The sequence below is a fragment of the Ruegeria sp. G12 genome, from assembly GCF_056533565.1.
Genome location: NZ_JBQFOO010000003.1, coordinates 320,868 through 336,715, shown reverse-complemented (window position 1 = coordinate 336,715; position 15,848 = coordinate 320,868). Strand labels below are relative to the sequence as shown.

General features: G+C 61.9%; 16 protein-coding genes. 12 read left to right on the top strand and 4 right to left on the bottom strand.

All coding sequences use genetic code 11. From position 1 onward, the window contains the following. Positions 1-33: 33 nt before the first annotated feature. Together ACR0JN_RS09415 and ACR0JN_RS09410 are read left to right on the top strand one after the other, a co-directional pair. Positions 34-2,247, top strand: a complete 2,214-nt coding sequence (locus ACR0JN_RS09415) for a response regulator (RefSeq protein WP_480885298.1) — start codon at positions 34-36, stop codon at positions 2,245-2,247. Positions 2,248-2,356: 109 nt separating this feature from the next. Further along, the gene (locus ACR0JN_RS09410) at positions 2,357-2,818 is read left to right on the top strand and encodes a VOC family protein (protein ID WP_480885297.1); all 462 of its coding nucleotides are present in this window, start codon (positions 2,357-2,359) and stop codon (positions 2,816-2,818) included. Here ACR0JN_RS09410 and yaaA read toward each other — a convergent pair. The 3 genes from yaaA to ACR0JN_RS09395 all read right to left on the bottom strand — a co-directional run bounded on the left by yaaA (position 2,809) and on the right by ACR0JN_RS09395 (position 6,018). Then, entirely contained in the window at positions 2,809-3,579 is a 771-nt protein-coding gene (gene yaaA, locus ACR0JN_RS09405; protein ID WP_480885296.1) for a peroxide stress protein YaaA, read from the bottom strand. The genes ACR0JN_RS09410 and yaaA overlap by 10 nt on opposite strands. Positions 3,580-3,612: 33 nt before the next feature. Further along, complete coding sequence (gene recQ, locus ACR0JN_RS09400) at positions 3,613-5,652, bottom strand: DNA helicase RecQ (RefSeq protein WP_480885295.1); 2,040 nt, start codon at positions 5,650-5,652, stop codon at positions 3,613-3,615. 78 nt (positions 5,653-5,730) lie between these two features. Further along, entirely contained in the window at positions 5,731-6,018 is a 288-nt protein-coding gene (locus ACR0JN_RS09395) for a YggT family protein (protein WP_480612054.1), read from the bottom strand. A 129-nt stretch (positions 6,019-6,147) separates the two neighbouring features. Between ACR0JN_RS09395 and ACR0JN_RS09390 the strand changes: the two genes are divergently transcribed. The 10 genes from ACR0JN_RS09390 to smpB all read left to right on the top strand — a co-directional run bounded on the left by ACR0JN_RS09390 (position 6,148) and on the right by smpB (position 14,355). Next, complete coding sequence (locus ACR0JN_RS09390) at positions 6,148-7,515, top strand: MFS transporter (protein ID WP_480885294.1); 1,368 nt, start codon at positions 6,148-6,150, stop codon at positions 7,513-7,515. Next, on the top strand, positions 7,512-8,375 hold the full coding sequence (gene mepA / locus ACR0JN_RS09385) for a penicillin-insensitive murein endopeptidase (RefSeq protein WP_480885293.1): 864 nt from the start codon (positions 7,512-7,514) through the stop codon (positions 8,373-8,375). Before ACR0JN_RS09390 ends, mepA begins: the two co-directional genes overlap by 4 nt. Continuing rightward, positions 8,348-9,232, top strand: a complete 885-nt coding sequence (locus ACR0JN_RS09380; protein WP_480885292.1) for an esterase-like activity of phytase family protein — start codon at positions 8,348-8,350, stop codon at positions 9,230-9,232. The genes mepA and ACR0JN_RS09380 overlap by 28 nt, the downstream gene beginning before the upstream one ends. A gap of 91 nt (positions 9,233-9,323) precedes the next feature. Then, positions 9,324-9,971 carry a queuosine precursor transporter gene (locus ACR0JN_RS09375; protein WP_480815630.1) on the top strand — a complete coding sequence of 216 codons (648 nt, stop codon included), beginning with the start codon at positions 9,324-9,326 and terminating at the stop codon, positions 9,969-9,971. Between the two features lie 263 nt (positions 9,972-10,234). Continuing rightward, positions 10,235-10,654, top strand: a complete 420-nt coding sequence (gene arfB / locus ACR0JN_RS09370; protein WP_480824181.1) for an alternative ribosome rescue aminoacyl-tRNA hydrolase ArfB — start codon at positions 10,235-10,237, stop codon at positions 10,652-10,654. 55 nt (positions 10,655-10,709) lie between these two features. Continuing rightward, positions 10,710-11,456 (top strand): SDR family oxidoreductase, encoded by a 747-nt coding sequence (locus ACR0JN_RS09365; RefSeq protein ID WP_480885291.1) that lies wholly within the window; start codon positions 10,710-10,712, stop codon positions 11,454-11,456. Positions 11,457-11,538: 82 nt separating this feature from the next. Beyond that, a complete protein-coding gene (locus ACR0JN_RS09360; protein ID WP_480885290.1) occupies positions 11,539-12,555 on the top strand; it encodes a P1 family peptidase in 1,017 nt (338 codons plus the stop codon). Positions 12,556-12,668: 113 nt separating this feature from the next. Further along, positions 12,669-13,082: a c-type cytochrome gene (locus ACR0JN_RS09355; RefSeq protein WP_480885289.1), complete on the top strand. Its 414-nt coding sequence runs from the start codon at positions 12,669-12,671 to the stop codon at positions 13,080-13,082. A 200-nt stretch (positions 13,083-13,282) separates the two neighbouring features. After that, the gene (gene idi / locus ACR0JN_RS09350; RefSeq protein ID WP_480885288.1) at positions 13,283-13,825 is read left to right on the top strand and encodes an isopentenyl-diphosphate Delta-isomerase; all 543 of its coding nucleotides are present in this window, start codon (positions 13,283-13,285) and stop codon (positions 13,823-13,825) included. A 47-nt stretch (positions 13,826-13,872) separates the two neighbouring features. Continuing rightward, positions 13,873-14,355 (top strand): SsrA-binding protein SmpB, encoded by a 483-nt coding sequence (gene smpB / locus ACR0JN_RS09345; protein ID WP_480885287.1) that lies wholly within the window; start codon positions 13,873-13,875, stop codon positions 14,353-14,355. On the opposite strand, the gene glpK is transcribed toward smpB, so the two are convergent. Continuing rightward, positions 14,352-15,830 (bottom strand): glycerol kinase GlpK, encoded by a 1,479-nt coding sequence (gene glpK / locus ACR0JN_RS09340; protein WP_480885286.1) that lies wholly within the window; start codon positions 15,828-15,830, stop codon positions 14,352-14,354. The genes smpB and glpK overlap by 4 nt on opposite strands. Positions 15,831-15,848: the final 18 nt, after the last annotated feature.

Here is a 15,848-nt window from a genome sequence, read left to right as displayed (position 1 = left end):
TGGTGACAGCAGGCTGATCCGGAATCGCAAAAAATGAGTCTTGCAAACAAACTGGCACAGGAACGACGCGCGCGGCTGGCGGCTGAGCGGTTGTTGCATCTGAAACAGGCGGAACTGTCCGCCGCCAACCGCAAACTGGGCCGTCACGCCATCGCCCTGACCAAACGCATCGGGGAAACGCAGGCCGAGGTGGAAACCGTCCGGGATGAGAATGAAAAGGTCAAATCTGACCTGACCGAGGCCAATGCCAAGATCGAACTGGCCGAACGGCGGCTGTGGCATTCAATCCAGACCATACAGGACGGGTTTGCGTTCTTTGACGGCAACAGCCGACTAATCAGCGCCAATGCGGCCTACCTGAGCGTGTTTGAGGGGCTGGATGAGGTCGCGCCGGGTATTTCCTATAACCGCATTCTGGACCTGCTGACGACCGAGGGGATCGTCGATATCGGCCATGAACCGGCGGCGGACTGGCAGGCAGCGATGCTCGACCGCTGGGCGCGCCCGAACCCGCCGCCGGTGGTGATCCAACTGTGGAACGGCGAGTACATCCGCCTGATCGACCAGCGCGGCAGCAGCGGTGATGTGGTCAGCCTAGCGCTCAACATCACCGCCTCTGTCCGGCACGAGGCCGAGTTGAAAGCCGCGCGCGAACGGGCCGAGGCCGCAAACCGGGCGAAATCGGCCTTTCTGGCCAATATGAGTCATGAGATACGGACCCCGATGAACGGCATTGTCGGCATGACCGAACTGCTGACCGAAACGCCCATGGACGAAGAACAGCGGCTCTATGTGAACACGATCCGCAACTCGGGCGAGGCGCTGCTGGTCATCATCAACGACGTTCTGGACTATTCCAAGATCGAGGCTGACAAGCTGATCCTGCACCCCGAACGGTTCGATCTTGAACGCTGCATCCTTGAGGTGGCGATGCTGATGCAGCCCAGCGTGCGCGACAAGGGGTTGAACCTGCTGGTGGATTACGACCTGTTCATGCCGACGCTGTTCATGGGCGACCCCGGGCGCATTCGGCAGATTCTGACCAACTTGATGGGCAATGCGGTCAAGTTCACCGCCAAGGGCCACGTTCTGGTGCGGGTCACAGGCGTGCCGCATCCCGACCGGCAAAGCTGTGATATTCACGTGGCGATCGAAGACACCGGCATTGGGATCGAGGTGGACAAGATCGGGCATATATTTGGTGAGTTCAACCAGGTCGAGGATGAACGCAACCGCCGTTTTGAAGGCACCGGGCTGGGACTGGCCATCACCAAACGCCTGATCACCCTGATGGATGGAACGGTCTGGGTTGAAAGCGAACCGGGTCAGGGCTCATGTTTCGGGTTCCGCGTGTCGCTGCCTATTGTCGAAGGGGCCCAGCCCGCGCCGCCCGATCTGGCCGGACACCTGAACCACGTCATGATTGTCGAGGATATGGTGGTGAATCGCGCCATCCTGGCCAAGCAACTGGGCCGCCTTGGCGCCCGCGTCACGGTCTGTGCATCGGGCAGGGATGCTCTGTCGCAGATGAGCGCTTCTGTGGAACTGCTGCTCTGCGATCACGATCTGCCGGACATGGACGCGCTGGAGTTGGCGACCTTGCTTAAGGAGCGCGGATGGGGCGAGGTGCCAGTGGTGGTGATGTCGGCAAATCCGGCTCTGATCCACGCGAATTCGGCCCGTCACCTGATCGAAGGCGTGCTGCAGAAACCTATCTCGCGGGCCGAACTCTATGCAAAGCTGAAAACGTTCAAAGGCCCGACCGGGCAGCAGGGCGCGCAGGACGAAGCCGGAATCCCCTCAAAACCGCCGGGCGAGCCCCCCGCAGGTCAGCGGCTGATGCGGGTGCTGGCCGCCGAGGACAACCGGACCAATCAGTTGATCCTGAAGAAGATGGTCAAAGACCTGACCATTGAATTGCGCTTTGCCGATAACGGGATCGAAGCGGTTGAGGCCTATCGGAAGTTCGACCCGGATCTGATCTTCATGGATATCTCGATGCCCGGCATGGATGGCAAGCAGGCCACCGTCGAAATCCGGCGGCAAGAGGTTGAGACGGGGCGTCACGTGCCCATCGTGGCCCTGACCGCGCACGCGCAGGCCGGGGATGATCAGGGCGTATTGGCCGCCGGGCTGGACCACTACCTGACAAAGCCGCTGCACAAGACCCTGATCCATCAGATGATCCGGCAGCATGTGCCCAAGGACGCCAGCCCTTTGATTTCCGAAACCGAGCAGGCGGATTAGGGCGTTTTGCGTTTTGTCTGGGGCAAACTCATCGAAATGCGCGTTCGACCGAAAGAAGAGGCAGCGTATTTCGATTCAAATCAAACGCAAAGCGCCCTAGGCTGAGCCAATGTCAAAAACCCGCGAATTCCGCCCCCGTGCCTTGGGCGAAATTGCCATCCGCTGCGCCGATATGCAGGCGATGGTTGCGTTCTATGAAAACGTCATCGGACTTGAGCGTCTGCACGGAGATCACAACAGCGCCATCACCTTTTTTCGCATTGCCGAAGGGTTTGGCGGGCACACGCAGGTTCTGGCGCTGTTTCACCACAACACAGGGCCGCGCCCCGGTTTGCATCCGACCAGCGAAACGCAGCCTGTGACTGGCGGCGGATCATCCTTGCATCACATCGCCCTGTCCCTGCCGTTTGCGGAACAGCAGGCCGTGATGCGCTGGTATGACGAACTCGGGCAACCCTATCGGGTTGAAACCTTCGGCTGGATCGGCTGGCGCGGGATATTCACCGAGGACCCCGAGGGCAACACGGTCGAACTGGTCTCTTACGATCCGTCGCTCTTGGATCAGGCCTGATAGGGGCGCAGGAATACCGGCTTGTCCTCATCCGACAGGTCGGGGCGGTAGGCATAGCCGCCGATGTCGAAATCCAACAGGCCTTTCGGGTCTGTCAGACGGTGCTGGATGATGTAGCGCGCCATCGCGCCCCGCGCTTTCTTGGCAAAGAAGCTGACGATCTTTGGCGTGCCCGCCTTGTCTTCCATAAAGACCGGAGTGATCACGCGGAGCTTCAGGGCCTTGAGGTCGACCGCGCCAAAGTACTCCTGACTGGCGCAGTTGATCAGCACGTCGCTGCCAATCTCTCTGGCCTGCGCGTTCAGGGCTTTGCTGAGTTGATCGCGCCAGTATTCGTACAGGTTCTTGCCGCGCCGGGTTTTCAGTTTGCTGCCCATCTCAAGCCGATAGGGCTGAATGGCGTCCAGCGGGCGGAGCACACCGTAAAGGCCGGACAGGATGCGCAGATGGTCCTGCGCCCAGGCCAATTCCTCGGTATCCAATGAGGCGGCTTCCAGCCCTTGATAAGTGTCACCTGCAAAGCCCAACGCGGCGGGCCGGGTGGTATCCGCGCACGGCGCATCGGAAAAAGCGCGATAGCGGTCGCGGTTCAGGCGGGCGAGGTCATCGCTTAGGTCCATCAGTTTTTTCAGATCGCCCAAGGTCAGGTTGCGGGCGGTTTTCGACAGCCGGATCGCGTCGTCCTGAAAATCGGGCTGCGTCAGCTCAACATCGCGCTCGGCCCAGTCCAGCCGCTTGGCCGGGGAAATCACTGTCAGCATATCCGCCCTCGTTCCTTGCCTGTTGGGCCGTATCTAGCTCGCTTGCCGCAGCACGTCCAGAAAGGCTGAGCCAAACCTTTCGTGACGACGATCGCCCAGCACCTGTTCCATCCCGCGCGGATCATCGGGGCGCAGTTGTGCCACCTTGGCCAGTTGCGAAGCGGTGCAGGTCAGCGGCTTGTCGATGCCATCTGGCCCGCGTGCCAAGTTGTTTTGCACGGCCAGCAACTGATCGTAGATATCGCCCTGTTCCCGGCCCGCAAGTTTGCGGCGGGCGGGGTGGACCGCTTCGGCCTCTCCGGCGATCACTTCGAGGAAGGTGTCGCCGTAGCGCTCCAGCTTTTTCGCGCCCACGCCGCCGATCCGGGCCATGTCGTCCAACGTCATCGGGCGTTTCTCGGCCATTTCGATCAGGGTGCGGTCGGGGAAGATGACATAGGCTGGGACGCGCTGGGATTCCGCCAGCGCACGTCGTTTGGCTTTCAGCGCGCTCAGCAACGGTGCGTCTTCCTCGGACACCATCGCCTTGACGGCGGGGCGGCGGGTGGCCTTGCGGATCGTGTCCTTGCGCAGGTCGATCTGCGCCTCACCCTTCAGGATCGGTTTGGCAGCCTCGGTCATGCGCAGCGCGCCGTGGCGGTCGGGGTCGGGGCGGACAAGATCGTGGCCCATCATCTGCCGAAAAATCGCTTGCCATTGCGCGCGCGACCAGTCCTTGCCGATGCCATAGGTCGGCAGCGCATCATGGCGACGGGCGCGGATTTTGTCCGTCTCATTGCCCAGCAGGATGTCGATCAGGTGCCCCGCGCCGAACCATTCCTCGGTGCGCAGGATTGCGGACAGGGCCATGCGAACCGGTGTGGTGCCGTCGAACACCTCGGGCGGCGTATCGCACAGATCGCATTTCCCGCAGGGCTCGGCCTGTTCGCCGAAGTAACCCAGTAGGGTCTGACGGCGGCAAACCAGCGCCTCGGCCAATCCAAGCAGAGCATTCAGACGGGCGTGGTCAGCCATGCGGCGTTCCGGTGGGGCCAACCCCTCGTCAATTTGCGAGCGGCGCAGGCGGATGTCATCGGGGCCAAACAGGGTCAGCGTCTCGGCGGGCCCACCATCGCGGCCCGCGCGGCCGATTTCCTGATAATACGCCTCGATCGATTTCGGCAGGTCCGCATGGGCGACCCAGCGGATATCGGGCTTGTCGATGCCCATGCCGAAGGCGACAGTGGCGACCACGATCAGCCCATCCTCGCGCGCAAAGCGGGTCTCAACAATGCGCCGGTCTTCGGGGTCCATGCCGCCGTGATAGTGGCAGGCCGAGTGCCCTTCGGCGCGCAGCGCTTGCGCCAGCACCTCGGTCTTGTTGCGGGTGCCGCAATAGACGATGCCGGATTGGCCCTGACGCGCCCCGGCGAAATCCAATATCTGCTTGCGCGGACCATCCTTGGCACCAAAGGCCAGATGGATATTGGGACGGTCAAAGCCACGCAGGAATTTCCGGGGTTCGCTGCCGTCGAACAGCTTCTGAACGATCTCGTCCTGCGTTTCGGCGTCTGCCGTCGCTGTAAACGCCGCCAGAGGCACATTCAACGCGCGCCGCAGCTCTCCGATCCGCAGGTAATCGGGGCGGAAATCATGGCCCCATTGGCTGACGCAATGGGCCTCATCGACGGCGATCAAGCTGACATTGATCCGGCGCAGCATGCCCAAAGCGGACCCGGCGGCCAGGCGTTCGGGGGCCATGTAAAGCAGTTTCAGCCGCCCGGCCTCCAACGCCTCCCACACAGCGTCGGTTTCCTCAGGCGTGTTGCCCGAGGTCAGCGCACCGGCCTCAACCCCCGCCTCCTGCAGTCCGCGCACCTGATCGCGCATCAGAGCGATCAGCGGAGAGATCACCACCGTCACCCCGTCGCGCAGCAGCGCAGGCAGTTGAAAACACAGGGATTTGCCACCGCCCGTGGGCATGATCGCCAGCACGTTTTCGCCCGCCGTGACGGCATCGACAATCTCCTCCTGCCCGGGGCGGAAGGTGTCGAATCCAAAGACGTCTCGCAACAAGGGTGCGGAGTCGAACATGCGTCGGGAAGCCCTGTATTAGGAATTATCTGCTCTTAAAACAGGACAATCACATACTAAGATTCGGTGAACAAGAGGTCAGACGAAATAGACCGCATTGTTGATCAGGATGATCCGCAAAGCGTAGACCGCGATCAGCACCACCAGCGGCGTCAGATCCAGCCCGCCCATATTGGGCAGGATGCGGCGGATCGGACCATAGATAGGCTCTAACAAGCGGTTCAGCCCGTACCAGATCTGCGCCACCAATTGCTGGTGCAGGTTCAGCACCTGAAAGTTGATCAGCCAGCTCATGATCACATGGGCAAGGATGATGAACCAGACAATGTCCAGGATCAGCAGCAGGATTTGGATCAGCGACAGCATGGGCCCTCCGGTCGTCAATTGCCCTGAGACCTAAGCGCCCCCGCGTCAAAGAGCAAGTGCGCGCCAACAGAACGCTTGCGAATTGCCCCAAAGCCCCGTCTTATGAAAACAACGATAACAGGGGCAGAGATGGCTGAGATTTCCAGGCGCAGGCGCATTTGGGGCTGGTGGTTTTTCGACTGGGCGTCGCAACCCTTTCACACTTTGCTGGTGACCTTTGTGTTCGGCCCCTATTTCGCCGGGGTGGCTGCGGGATATTTCGCGGGCACCGGACTGGATGCGCAGGCCGCGGCTGCGCGGGCGCAGACGGTCTGGGCAAACTGCCTGACCATCACAGGGCTGATCATCGCGTTCGGAGCGCCCCTGCTGGGCGCAATGGCGGACGTCTCGGGGCGGCGCATTCCATGGATTTTCGCGTTCTCGGTGATGTATGCCGTGGGCTCTGCCGCGTTGTGGTACACGATGCCGGACGGGTCGAACATGTGGCTGATGCTGTCGGCCTTTGGTCTGGGCTTTGTGGGTGCCGAATACGCGCTGATCTTCATCAACTCGCAACTGCCCGAACTGGGCGATGACGATGAGGTGGGCGAGATTTCCGGCTCGGGCTTTGCCTTTGGCTATTTCGGCGGGCTGATTTCCTTGGCGATCATGCTGACACTGTTTGTTGAACAGCCCAACGGCAAGACCCTGATCGGGATTGATCCGGCCTTTGGGCTGGACGCGGCGCAACAGCAGGGCACGCGGTTCGTCGGGCCATTCACCGCCGGTTGGTTTGTCCTTTTCATGGTGCCCTATTTCCTTTGGGTGCGGGATGATCCGGGCAGCGGTAAGCATGGATCGCTGGGTGAGGCGCTGCGGCTGCTGGGCAAATCCATTTCCGACCTGCGGCACCGGGTCAGTCTGGCCAGCTATCTGGGCTCGTCCATGTTCTACCGCGATGCGCTGAACGGGCTTTACAGTTTCGGCGGCGTCTATGCGCGGCTGGTGCTGGAATGGGGGCTGATCAAGATCGGCGTCTTCGGGATTGTCAGCGTTCTGGCCTCGGCCGTCTTCGCGTGGATCGGAGGCAAGGCCGACAAGAAATTCGGCCCTAAACCGGTCATTCTGGTGGCGATCTGGGTGCTGATCTTCGTCTGCCTCACCGTTGTATCGATGGACCGGACGCAGATTTATGGCATCTCGCTGCCCCAAGGGTCCGGCCTGCCGGATATCGTGTTCTTCGGCTGCGGCGTGTTGATCGGAGGGATGGGCGGCATCCTGCAATCGGCCAGCCGGTCGCTGATGGTGCGCCATACCGATCCCGCCGCGCCAGTGGAAAGCTTTGGCCTTTACGGCCTGTCGGGCCGCGCCACCGCCTTTGCCGCGCCGCTGCTGATCGGGATTGCAACAACTGTTACCGGCAACGCGCGTCTGGGGGTGTCACCGATCATCGGGTTGTTTATTCTGGGGCTAATCCTGATGCGCTGGGTGAGGCCGGAAGGGGATCAGAGCAGATGATTTTATTACGTTTTCTGGCCGTTCTGGCCGCATTGACACTGGCAGGCACGGCGGGGGCGCAACCTCTGGCCAAGCAATTGTTCGGGGCGCAAAAGGTCAGTTCACAGCAAAAACCGGCGGCTTTCGGCAGTTATTCGCGCGGGTGTGCGGCGGGGTCTGTGCAATTGCCCGAGACGGGGCCCACGTGGCAGGCCATGCGCCTGTCGCGCAACCGCAACTGGGGGCATCCGCAGGCGATCGACTATGTGCAGGACCTCAGCCGGTTTGCGGCCAGGCAACCGGGATGGAACGGTCTCTATGTCGGGGATATCAGCCAGCCGCGGGGTGGGCCGATGACCTCGGGGCATCGGTCGCATCAGTTGGGGCTGGACATTGATATCTGGATGCTGCCCGGCGACAATATGCGTCTCAGCCGCAAGGCGCGCGAGAATATCTCGTCCATCTCCCTGCGCCGGGCGAACGGGGCTTATGTAAACGGCAACTGGACCAAACAGCATCATGCGGTGTTGCGTGAGGCCGCAAAGGACAAGCGCGTCGCCCGGATCTTTGTCTTTCCCGGCGCAAAAGTGCAGATGTGCAACGATGAAAAAGGCAACAAGGCTTACTTGCGCAAGATCAGGCCGTGGTGGGGGCATCACTATCATTTCCACGTGCGTCTGAAATGCCCCAAGGGCTCGCGCGGTTGCGTCAATCAGGACCCGCCGCCCAAGGGTGATGGCTGTGCCGATGCGCAGCAATGGGTGCAGAATATCCTGAACCCGCCGCCACCCGACCCGAACGCGCCTCCACCCAAGAAACGCCGGGAGTACCGGTTGGCCGATCTGCCCCAGCAATGCGCCGCCGTCTTGCAGTCCAACTGATCGCCTCGCTGCTGCTGGCCCTGCCTGTGCAGGCGGTTGAGGTCAAAACCGCGACCCTTCTGGACAGCTTCACCTGGCACCACAGCGCCGACTGGTTCGGAGGGTTCTCGGCGCTGCATCTCTCACCAGACGGGCGCAACGCGATGATGCTGAGCGACCGCGCCCTGCTGGCCTCGGCGCAGATTGAACGTGACGGGGACCGGATCACAGGCATTCGGATATCAGACCAATGGCCGGTTCTGTCCAGCACCGGGCGCAGACTGCCAGGCTATGTGGGCGATTCCGAAGGGATCGCGATTGCGCCCGAAGGCGGCTTTTACATCTCGTTTGAAGGCGTCCACCGCGTGGCTTACTACGCGGAGCCGGGAGCAAAAGCCCGCGTGTTGCCACGCCCCGCTGCGTTTGACCGGCTGGATGGCAACGGCTCGTTCGAGGGGTTGGCCATCGACGACGAGGCCCGACTTTACACCCTGACCGAAAAAAGCCGCACCGAGCAGGGCGACATACCCGTGTACCGCTGGGACGGGCAGACATGGTCCACACCCTTTGTTCTGCCGCAACGGGGCAAATTCCTGCCCGTATCCGCCGATTTCGACCCGGACGGGCGGTTCTACGTGCTGGAGCGCGCAGTGTCCGTGCCCGGCTTCCGCTCCCGCCTGCGGCGCTGGACCCTTACCGACGATCACCCGAGCGCCGAAGAAGTTCTGTTTGAAACCACCACCGGAACCCATGACAACCTCGAAGGCCTGTCGATCTGGCGCGACGATCAGGGCCGGTTGCGCGCCACGATGATCTCGGACGATAACTTTCTGGCCCTGCAGCGCACCGAGTTGGTCGAATATCTGCTGCCCGATTGACAGGCCTTGGGCAAAGGTCTAAAGGCACGGCTTGCCTTGGGATGAGCCTGGGGCCAAGTCGCCGCTACCTTGTCAAAACGGGCATCAAAACATGCAACGCAGCTTTATTCCCGGCATTCTTGCCATGGCCGCCATCGTCGTGGCCTCGAACATCCTGGTCCAGTTCCTGATCTTTGACGGGCTGTTGACCTGGGGTGCCTTCACCTATCCGCTGGCCTTTCTGGTCACCGACATCATGAACCGCGTCTATGGCGTGGCGACCGCCCGCAAGGTGGTGTTTGCAGGTTTCATCACCGGCATCATCTGCTCGCTGATCGGTAGCCAGATCATGCTGCAGGGCGACGGCTTCACCTATGCCGCCGTGCCGTTGCGCATCGCCGTGGCATCGGGCACTGCCTTCCTGATCGCGCAACTGACCGATGTCACCGTGTTCAATTCGCTGCGTGGGGGCCGCTGGTGGCGCGCGCCGCTGGTCTCGACTCTGGTTGGGTCGGCGCTGGATACCGCGATTTTCTTCACGCTGGCCTTCTCGGCCTCGGTCACGATCTTCGGGGCCAATGCCGACGCCGCGATCAACTGGGCGTGGGAGCCGGTGCCGTTTATGCTGTCTGGCCCGTTGGTGCCGCTCTGGGTAACGCTGGCCTTTGCCGACTGGCTGGTGAAACTGTCGCTGGCGCTGATTGCCCTGATCCCCTTCAAGGTGATCGTCGCCCGCCTGACCGCCGCCCAGCCCGCATAAAAAAGTTCTTTGAGAATGGCGCATCTTGTGTCACCATCCTTATCAACCGCAACAGATAGAAAAGGAGGTGATCCAGTGTCGAGAAAGAGATTGGAGAGAGGTGTCGGAACAACCGGGGGGATCGCCTGCTAGGGCAGCCCTTGGTGGGGCGCTCGCTCCGGCTGGTCGATTGATCTAACCGACCCGACCTCCTGAACTTTCGAAGGGCCGTCCCGCCGGGGCGGCCCTTTTTGTTTCTGCGCAAGCCAAGTAAGGTCGCCCTCATGTTGCGCATCACCGACGATATCATCCTGCAAGACTGGGAAATGACGGAAAGCTTCGTCCGATCGTCCGGTCCCGGCGGGCAGAACGTGAACAAGGTGTCCACAGCGGTTGAGCTGCGGTTCGAAGCCGCGCGCTCGCCTTCCTTGCCCGATCCCGTCAAGAACAGGTTGAAACGTCTGGCCGGTCGCCGCTGGACCAAGGACGGCGCGATCATCATCCAATGCGAAGAAACCCGGTCTCAGGCCCGCAACCGCGAGATCGCTCGCGCCCGGCTGGCCGAACTCATCACCCGCGCGTTGGTGAAACCCAAACGCAGGATCGCAACAAAACCCACCTATGGCTCGGTCAAACGGCGGCTGGCGGCCAAAAAGGCGCGCGGAGACGTCAAGGCCCTGCGGGGCAAAGTCTCGGAAGAATAATCTGGTAACTTCGCACGGCCTTGCTAGTCTGACCCGGGCAGGGGAGGGCAAGGTCATGAGGTTAGAGGGCAAAACCGCAATCGTCACCGGCGGCGCGTCCGGCTTTGGCGCAGGCATCGTGCAGAAATTCCTGACCGAAGGGGCCCGCGTGATGATCGCCGATATCAACGGCGACGCTGCGCAAGACATGGCCGCACAGCTTGGCCCGAACGCCATCGCGCAGCAGGTGGATGTGGGCGACAGGGCCTCGGTTCAGGCGATGGCCGACGCAGCCCATGCGGCCTATGGACAGCTCGACATTCTGGTCAACAACGCGGGCGTCACCCACCTGCCAAGCCCGCTGGAAGACGTCAGCGAAGACGATTTCGACCGCGTCTTCACCGTGAACATGAAATCCGTCTACCTGACCGCTCGCGCCTTCGTACCCGCCATGAAACAGCGGGGCGCCGGAGCAATCCTGAACGTGGCCTCCACGGCGGGCCTGTCCCCGCGTCCCAACCTCAACTGGTATAACGCCTCCAAAGGCTGGATGATCACGGCGACAAAAACAATGGCCGTCGAGCTCGCCCCATCCGGCGTCCGCGTCAACGCCATCTGCCCGGTGGCGGGCGAGACCCCGCTGCTGAAATCCTTCATGGGCGAGGACACCCCCGAAATCCGCGCCAAATTCCTGTCGACCATCCCGCTGGGCCGCTTCTCCACCCCCGAAGACATGGCCAACGCCGCCTTGTTCCTCTGCTCGGACGAAGCCAGCATGATCACCGGCGCAGCATTGGAGGTCGACGGAGGCCGATGCATTTGATCCGCCTCTTCATCTGTCCAAAAATATCCCCGCCGGAGGCAGCGCGCATCAGCGCGCTCCCCCGCCAACGCCAAAGACCGACATGACCCCCGGACCGCGAAACCTGATCACCGATATCCCCGGCCTGAAGGTCGGTAACGCACAGGACGCAAGGCTGAAATCAGGCACAACTGTCCTGACGGCGGATCAACCGTTCACCGCCTCGGTGCATGTGATGGGCGGCGCGCCCGGTACGCGGGAAACCGACCTGTTGGCCCCGGACAAATCGGTCTCACACGTGGATGCGATCAGCCTGTCCGGCGGATCGGCCTTTGGGCTGGACGCCTGTTCCGGGGTGTCGGATGCGCTCAGAGCGCATGGCCGGGGCTATCCGGTTGGCGATGTCCGAGTGCCTATTGTCCCGGGCGCGATCCTGTTCGATCTGCTGAACGGAGGCGACAAGACCTGGTCCGAAAACCCTTATCGCGCGCTGGGCCGAACCGCATTTGAAAGCGCCGCTCAGGATTTCGCCCTGGGTTCAGTTGGCGCGGGAACCGGGGCGCTTGCGGCGATGCACAAAGGGGGGCTCGGTTCGGCCTCGCTGGTGCTGGCGTCGGGCATAACGGTCGGCGCGCTGGTGGCCGCAAACCCTCTGGGTAGTGTCACAACGCCCGGAGACCGCCATTTCTGGGCCGCCCCCTTTGAGGTCGGCGATGAATTCGGCGGGCTGGGGCCAGATCCCGCATCCGGCCTTGGCCGCCCCCATGTCAGCCGCAAGGCGCAACTTGTCAGACCGTCGGGCGCCGAACGCGGCAACACGACAATCGCCATCGTCGCCACCGACGCGCGGCTGACCAAAGCCCAATGCCACCGCATGGCCGTCGCTGCCCATGACGGCATCGCGCGATCGGTTGTGCCGTCGCACACGCCCGGCGATGGCGATCTGGTGTTTGGGGTCAGTGCCGGGCAGCGGCCCTGCTCCGACGAGGTGCAACTGGGCCTTGTTGGACACGCCGCCTCGCTCTGTCTGGCGCGGGCGATTGCGCGAGCGGTCTATCTGGCGTCCCCGGCGGCGGGCGATCTTTTGCCCTGCTGGTCTGATTTACATGACAAAAGTTAAGGATCGGGCAATCACCGCCGCTACCATATGCCACCACGCGGCAATCCGCGCGTTGACTCTCTGCTGTCTCGGCGGTCCTGTCTTGGCAGCCAAATTGTATCGGAGCTATGACCATGAATCGCATCCTTGCTACTGCCATTGTCGGCCTGTTGGCCGTTCCCGCTTATGCCGAAGGTGACGCAGAAGCCGGCAAGAAAGCCTTTAACAAGTGCAAATCCTGCCACATGATTGCTGATCCCGCTGGCGAAGTGATTGTCAAAGGCGGCAAGACCGGCCCGAACCTCTATGGGATCGAAGGTCGCACTGCAGGTACATATGAAGGGTTCAAATACGGTGACAGCATCGTCGCGGCTGGCGAAAACGGGCTGGTCTGGGACGAAGAAACCTTTGTCGCCTATTCGCAGGACCCCAAAGCGTTTTTGAAAGACTATCTGGGCGAAACATCGGCCAAGTCGAAAATGACGTTCAAGCTGAAAAAAGGCGGCGCGGACGTGTACGCCTATATCGTCAGCGTGTCCGGCGAATAACGCCTGACCTCAAGACCCTTATGAACAAGGACGAAAGGCCGCAGCCCCTGCGGCCTTTCGTGCGGTTGATCTGATGCAGCATCGCGGCCACTTTGGGTCCGACGGCGCGACAGATCGTGCGCCGCAACGCCAAGCCGATCCGGCCGCAGCACAATCCTACATTCCCGCCGGGCAGGCGGATCGGCAGCAGGAGACAACAGATGGGAATCATGATCCCGGCCTGGGTGGACGGAGAACTGGCCCCCGTAGACAAGCTTGAGGCGCATGAGAAAGGCCTGAGGCACAAGGCCGTGTCTGTCTTCGTCGTGCGGGGAACCGAGATACTGTTGCAGCGCCGGGCGCTGGGCAAGTATCACACGCCGGGGCTTTGGGCGAATACCTGCTGCACCCATCCCGACTGGAACGAAAGCTCATCCGCCTGCGCGGTTCGCCGCCTGCGCGAAGAACTGGGGATCACCGGTCTTTATCCGGAATACCGGCATCGGCTGGAATACCACGCGGATGTGGGCAACAGCATGGTCGAAAACGAAGTGGTCGACGTGTTTCTGGCCCATGTGCGCGGAGCGCTGAAGATCGAGCCTAATCCAAGCGAAGTGATGGATATCCGCTGGATCGACTACCACGATCTGCTGGCCGAGGTGGCCCGCCACCCGGACCGGTTCACGCCCTGGCTCAAGATTTATCTGCACAGCCATGCTGACACGATTTTCGGCCCCGATCTGATCATCTCGGCCAAGACCTGAGCGCAAGCGCTTGCAAGGGCGGCGCAACGCGCCTAAATCAACGCGTCATGGCCAAGCAGAAGCAGAAAACAGACCCGAATTACAAAGTGATCGCCGAAAACCGGCGGGCGCGCTTCGATTACGCGATCGAGGACGATCTCGAATGCGGCATCGTGTTGGAGGGGTCTGAGGTTAAATCCCTGCGCGCGGGCGGCTCGAACATCGCCGAAAGCTATGCCTCGGTCGATGAGGGAGAGCTGTGGCTGATAAACAGCTACATCGCGCCCTACGAGCAGGCCAAGGTCTTCAGGCACGAGGAACGTCGCCGCCGCAAGCTGCTGGTCTCACGCAAGGAACTGTCCAACCTTTGGAACGCGACCCAGCGCAAGGGCATGACGCTGGTGCCGCTGGTTCTGTATTTCAACCACAAGGGCCGGGCGAAGCTGAAGATCGGCATCGCCAAAGGCAAAAAGCTGCACGACAAGCGGGAAACGCAGGCCAAGCGCGACTGGTCACGCCAGAAGCAACGGTTGATGAAGGATCACAGCTAGAACGCCATCGCCGCCTGAACCGCCCGCTGCCAGCGGGCATAGGCGGCGTCGCGGTCCTCAGCCGACATCTCTGGTTTGAAACGGCGATCCAGCGCCCATGTGTCCGAAAACCCCTGCTGATCCGGGTAGACGCCTGCGCGCATCCCAGCCAGCCAGGCCGCGCCCAGGGCGGTGGTCTCCTGCATCACCGGGCGGTCGACCTCGGCCCCCAGGTAATCCGACAGGCCCTGCATGGCCCAGTCCGAGGCGCTGGCCCCGCCATCCACCCGCAGCGTGACACCGGTTTCCGCGCCCCAGTCGCCCTGCATTGCATGCCACAGGTCGCGGGTCTGGAAGGCGATGCTTTCCAGCGTCGCCTTGGCAAACTCGGCCCGGCCCGAATTGCGGGTCAGGCCAAACACCGCGCCGCGGCAGTCAGGCTTCCAATACGGCGCGCCAAGCCCGGTAAAGGCAGGCACCAGCACCACATGCTGGGTCGGATCGGCCTGCTGCGCCAGATCACCGCTTTCGGGGGCCGCATCAATGATTTTCAACGCATCACGCAGCCATTGCACCGCCGCCCCGGCGACAAAGATCGAGCCTTCCAGCGCATAGGTGCGCTGGCCGTCCAACTGATAGGCGATGGTGGTCAGCAAGCGGTTCTTGGATTCAACCGGTTTATCGCCCGTGTTGAGCAGCGCGAAACATCCCGTCCCGTAGGTGGATTTCATCATGCCGGGCTGGAAACAGGCCTGTCCGATAGTGGCCGCCTGCTGATCGCCCGCGACGCCCAGAATCGGAATATTTCCCCCAAACAGCGTCGTATGTCCGAAGTCAGCCGCGCAATCCTTTACCTCGGGCAGCATGTTCAAAGGAACATCCAGCAGATCGCAGATCTCGGCGCTCCACGCGCCTTTGTGGATGTCGAAAAGCAGGGTGCGGGCGGCGTTGGTGGCGTCCGTCACGTGGCTGCGGCCCTCGGTCAGCCGCCAGATCAGAAAGCTGTCGATGGTTCCGAACAAAAGCTCTCCGGCCTCAGCGCGGTCGCGGGCACCCGGGACTGTGTCCAGCAGCCATTTGACTTTGGTACCCGAGAAATACGGGTCCAGCAACAGGCCGGTCCGGGCAGTGACATCATCCTCGTGCCCGGCCTGACGCAGACCGGCGCAAATCTCGGCAGTGCGGCGGTCTTGCCAGACGATGGCATTGTGAATGGGTGTGCCGGTGGCCTTGTCCCAGATCACCGTGGTCTCACGCTGGTTGGTGATGCCAATCCCGGCGATTTGCTTGGCAGACACACCGGTCGTTTCCATCACCTCTCGGCAGACGGTCAGGACACTGGTCCAGATGTCCTCTGGGTCATGTTCGACCCAGCCTTCCTGTGGGAAATGCTGCGGAAACTCGTGCTGAGCGGTGCCCGCAGGCCGCATCTGCGCGTCGAATAATATCGCGCGTGAGGACGTTGTGCCCTGATCGATTGCCAGAATATAGGTCATGCCTGCGCTCCTCCGCCC

What these genes read in the sequence shown, in the direction of transcription:
- ACR0JN_RS09395 (WP_480612054.1), bottom strand. Translation starts at nt 6,018, where the DNA reads ATGCTGTCGCTGATCCAAATCCTGCTGCTGATCCTGGACATTGTCTGG.
- glpK (WP_480885286.1), bottom strand. Translation starts at nt 15,830, where the DNA reads ATGACCTATATTCTGGCAATCGATCAGGGCACAACGTCCTCACGCGCG.
- yaaA (WP_480885296.1), bottom strand. Translation starts at nt 3,579, where the DNA reads ATGCTGACAGTGATTTCCCCGGCCAAGCGGCTGGACTGGGCCGAGCGC.
- ACR0JN_RS09355 (WP_480885289.1), top strand. Translation starts at nt 12,669, where the DNA reads ATGAATCGCATCCTTGCTACTGCCATTGTCGGCCTGTTGGCCGTTCCC.
- ACR0JN_RS09415 (WP_480885298.1), top strand. Translation starts at nt 34, where the DNA reads ATGAGTCTTGCAAACAAACTGGCACAGGAACGACGCGCGCGGCTGGCG.
- mepA (WP_480885293.1), top strand. Translation starts at nt 7,512, where the DNA reads ATGATTTTATTACGTTTTCTGGCCGTTCTGGCCGCATTGACACTGGCA.
- ACR0JN_RS09380 (WP_480885292.1), top strand. Translation starts at nt 8,348, where the DNA reads ATGCGCCGCCGTCTTGCAGTCCAACTGATCGCCTCGCTGCTGCTGGCC.
- smpB (WP_480885287.1), top strand. Translation starts at nt 13,873, where the DNA reads ATGGCCAAGCAGAAGCAGAAAACAGACCCGAATTACAAAGTGATCGCC.
- recQ (WP_480885295.1), bottom strand. Translation starts at nt 5,652, where the DNA reads ATGTTCGACTCCGCACCCTTGTTGCGAGACGTCTTTGGATTCGACACC.
- arfB (WP_480824181.1), top strand. Translation starts at nt 10,235, where the DNA reads ATGTTGCGCATCACCGACGATATCATCCTGCAAGACTGGGAAATGACG.
- ACR0JN_RS09360 (WP_480885290.1), top strand. Translation starts at nt 11,539, where the DNA reads ATGACCCCCGGACCGCGAAACCTGATCACCGATATCCCCGGCCTGAAG.
- idi (WP_480885288.1), top strand. Translation starts at nt 13,283, where the DNA reads ATGGGAATCATGATCCCGGCCTGGGTGGACGGAGAACTGGCCCCCGTA.
- ACR0JN_RS09390 (WP_480885294.1), top strand. Translation starts at nt 6,148, where the DNA reads ATGGCTGAGATTTCCAGGCGCAGGCGCATTTGGGGCTGGTGGTTTTTC.
- ACR0JN_RS09375 (WP_480815630.1), top strand. Translation starts at nt 9,324, where the DNA reads ATGCAACGCAGCTTTATTCCCGGCATTCTTGCCATGGCCGCCATCGTC.
- ACR0JN_RS09410 (WP_480885297.1), top strand. Translation starts at nt 2,357, where the DNA reads ATGTCAAAAACCCGCGAATTCCGCCCCCGTGCCTTGGGCGAAATTGCC.
- ACR0JN_RS09365 (WP_480885291.1), top strand. Translation starts at nt 10,710, where the DNA reads ATGAGGTTAGAGGGCAAAACCGCAATCGTCACCGGCGGCGCGTCCGGC.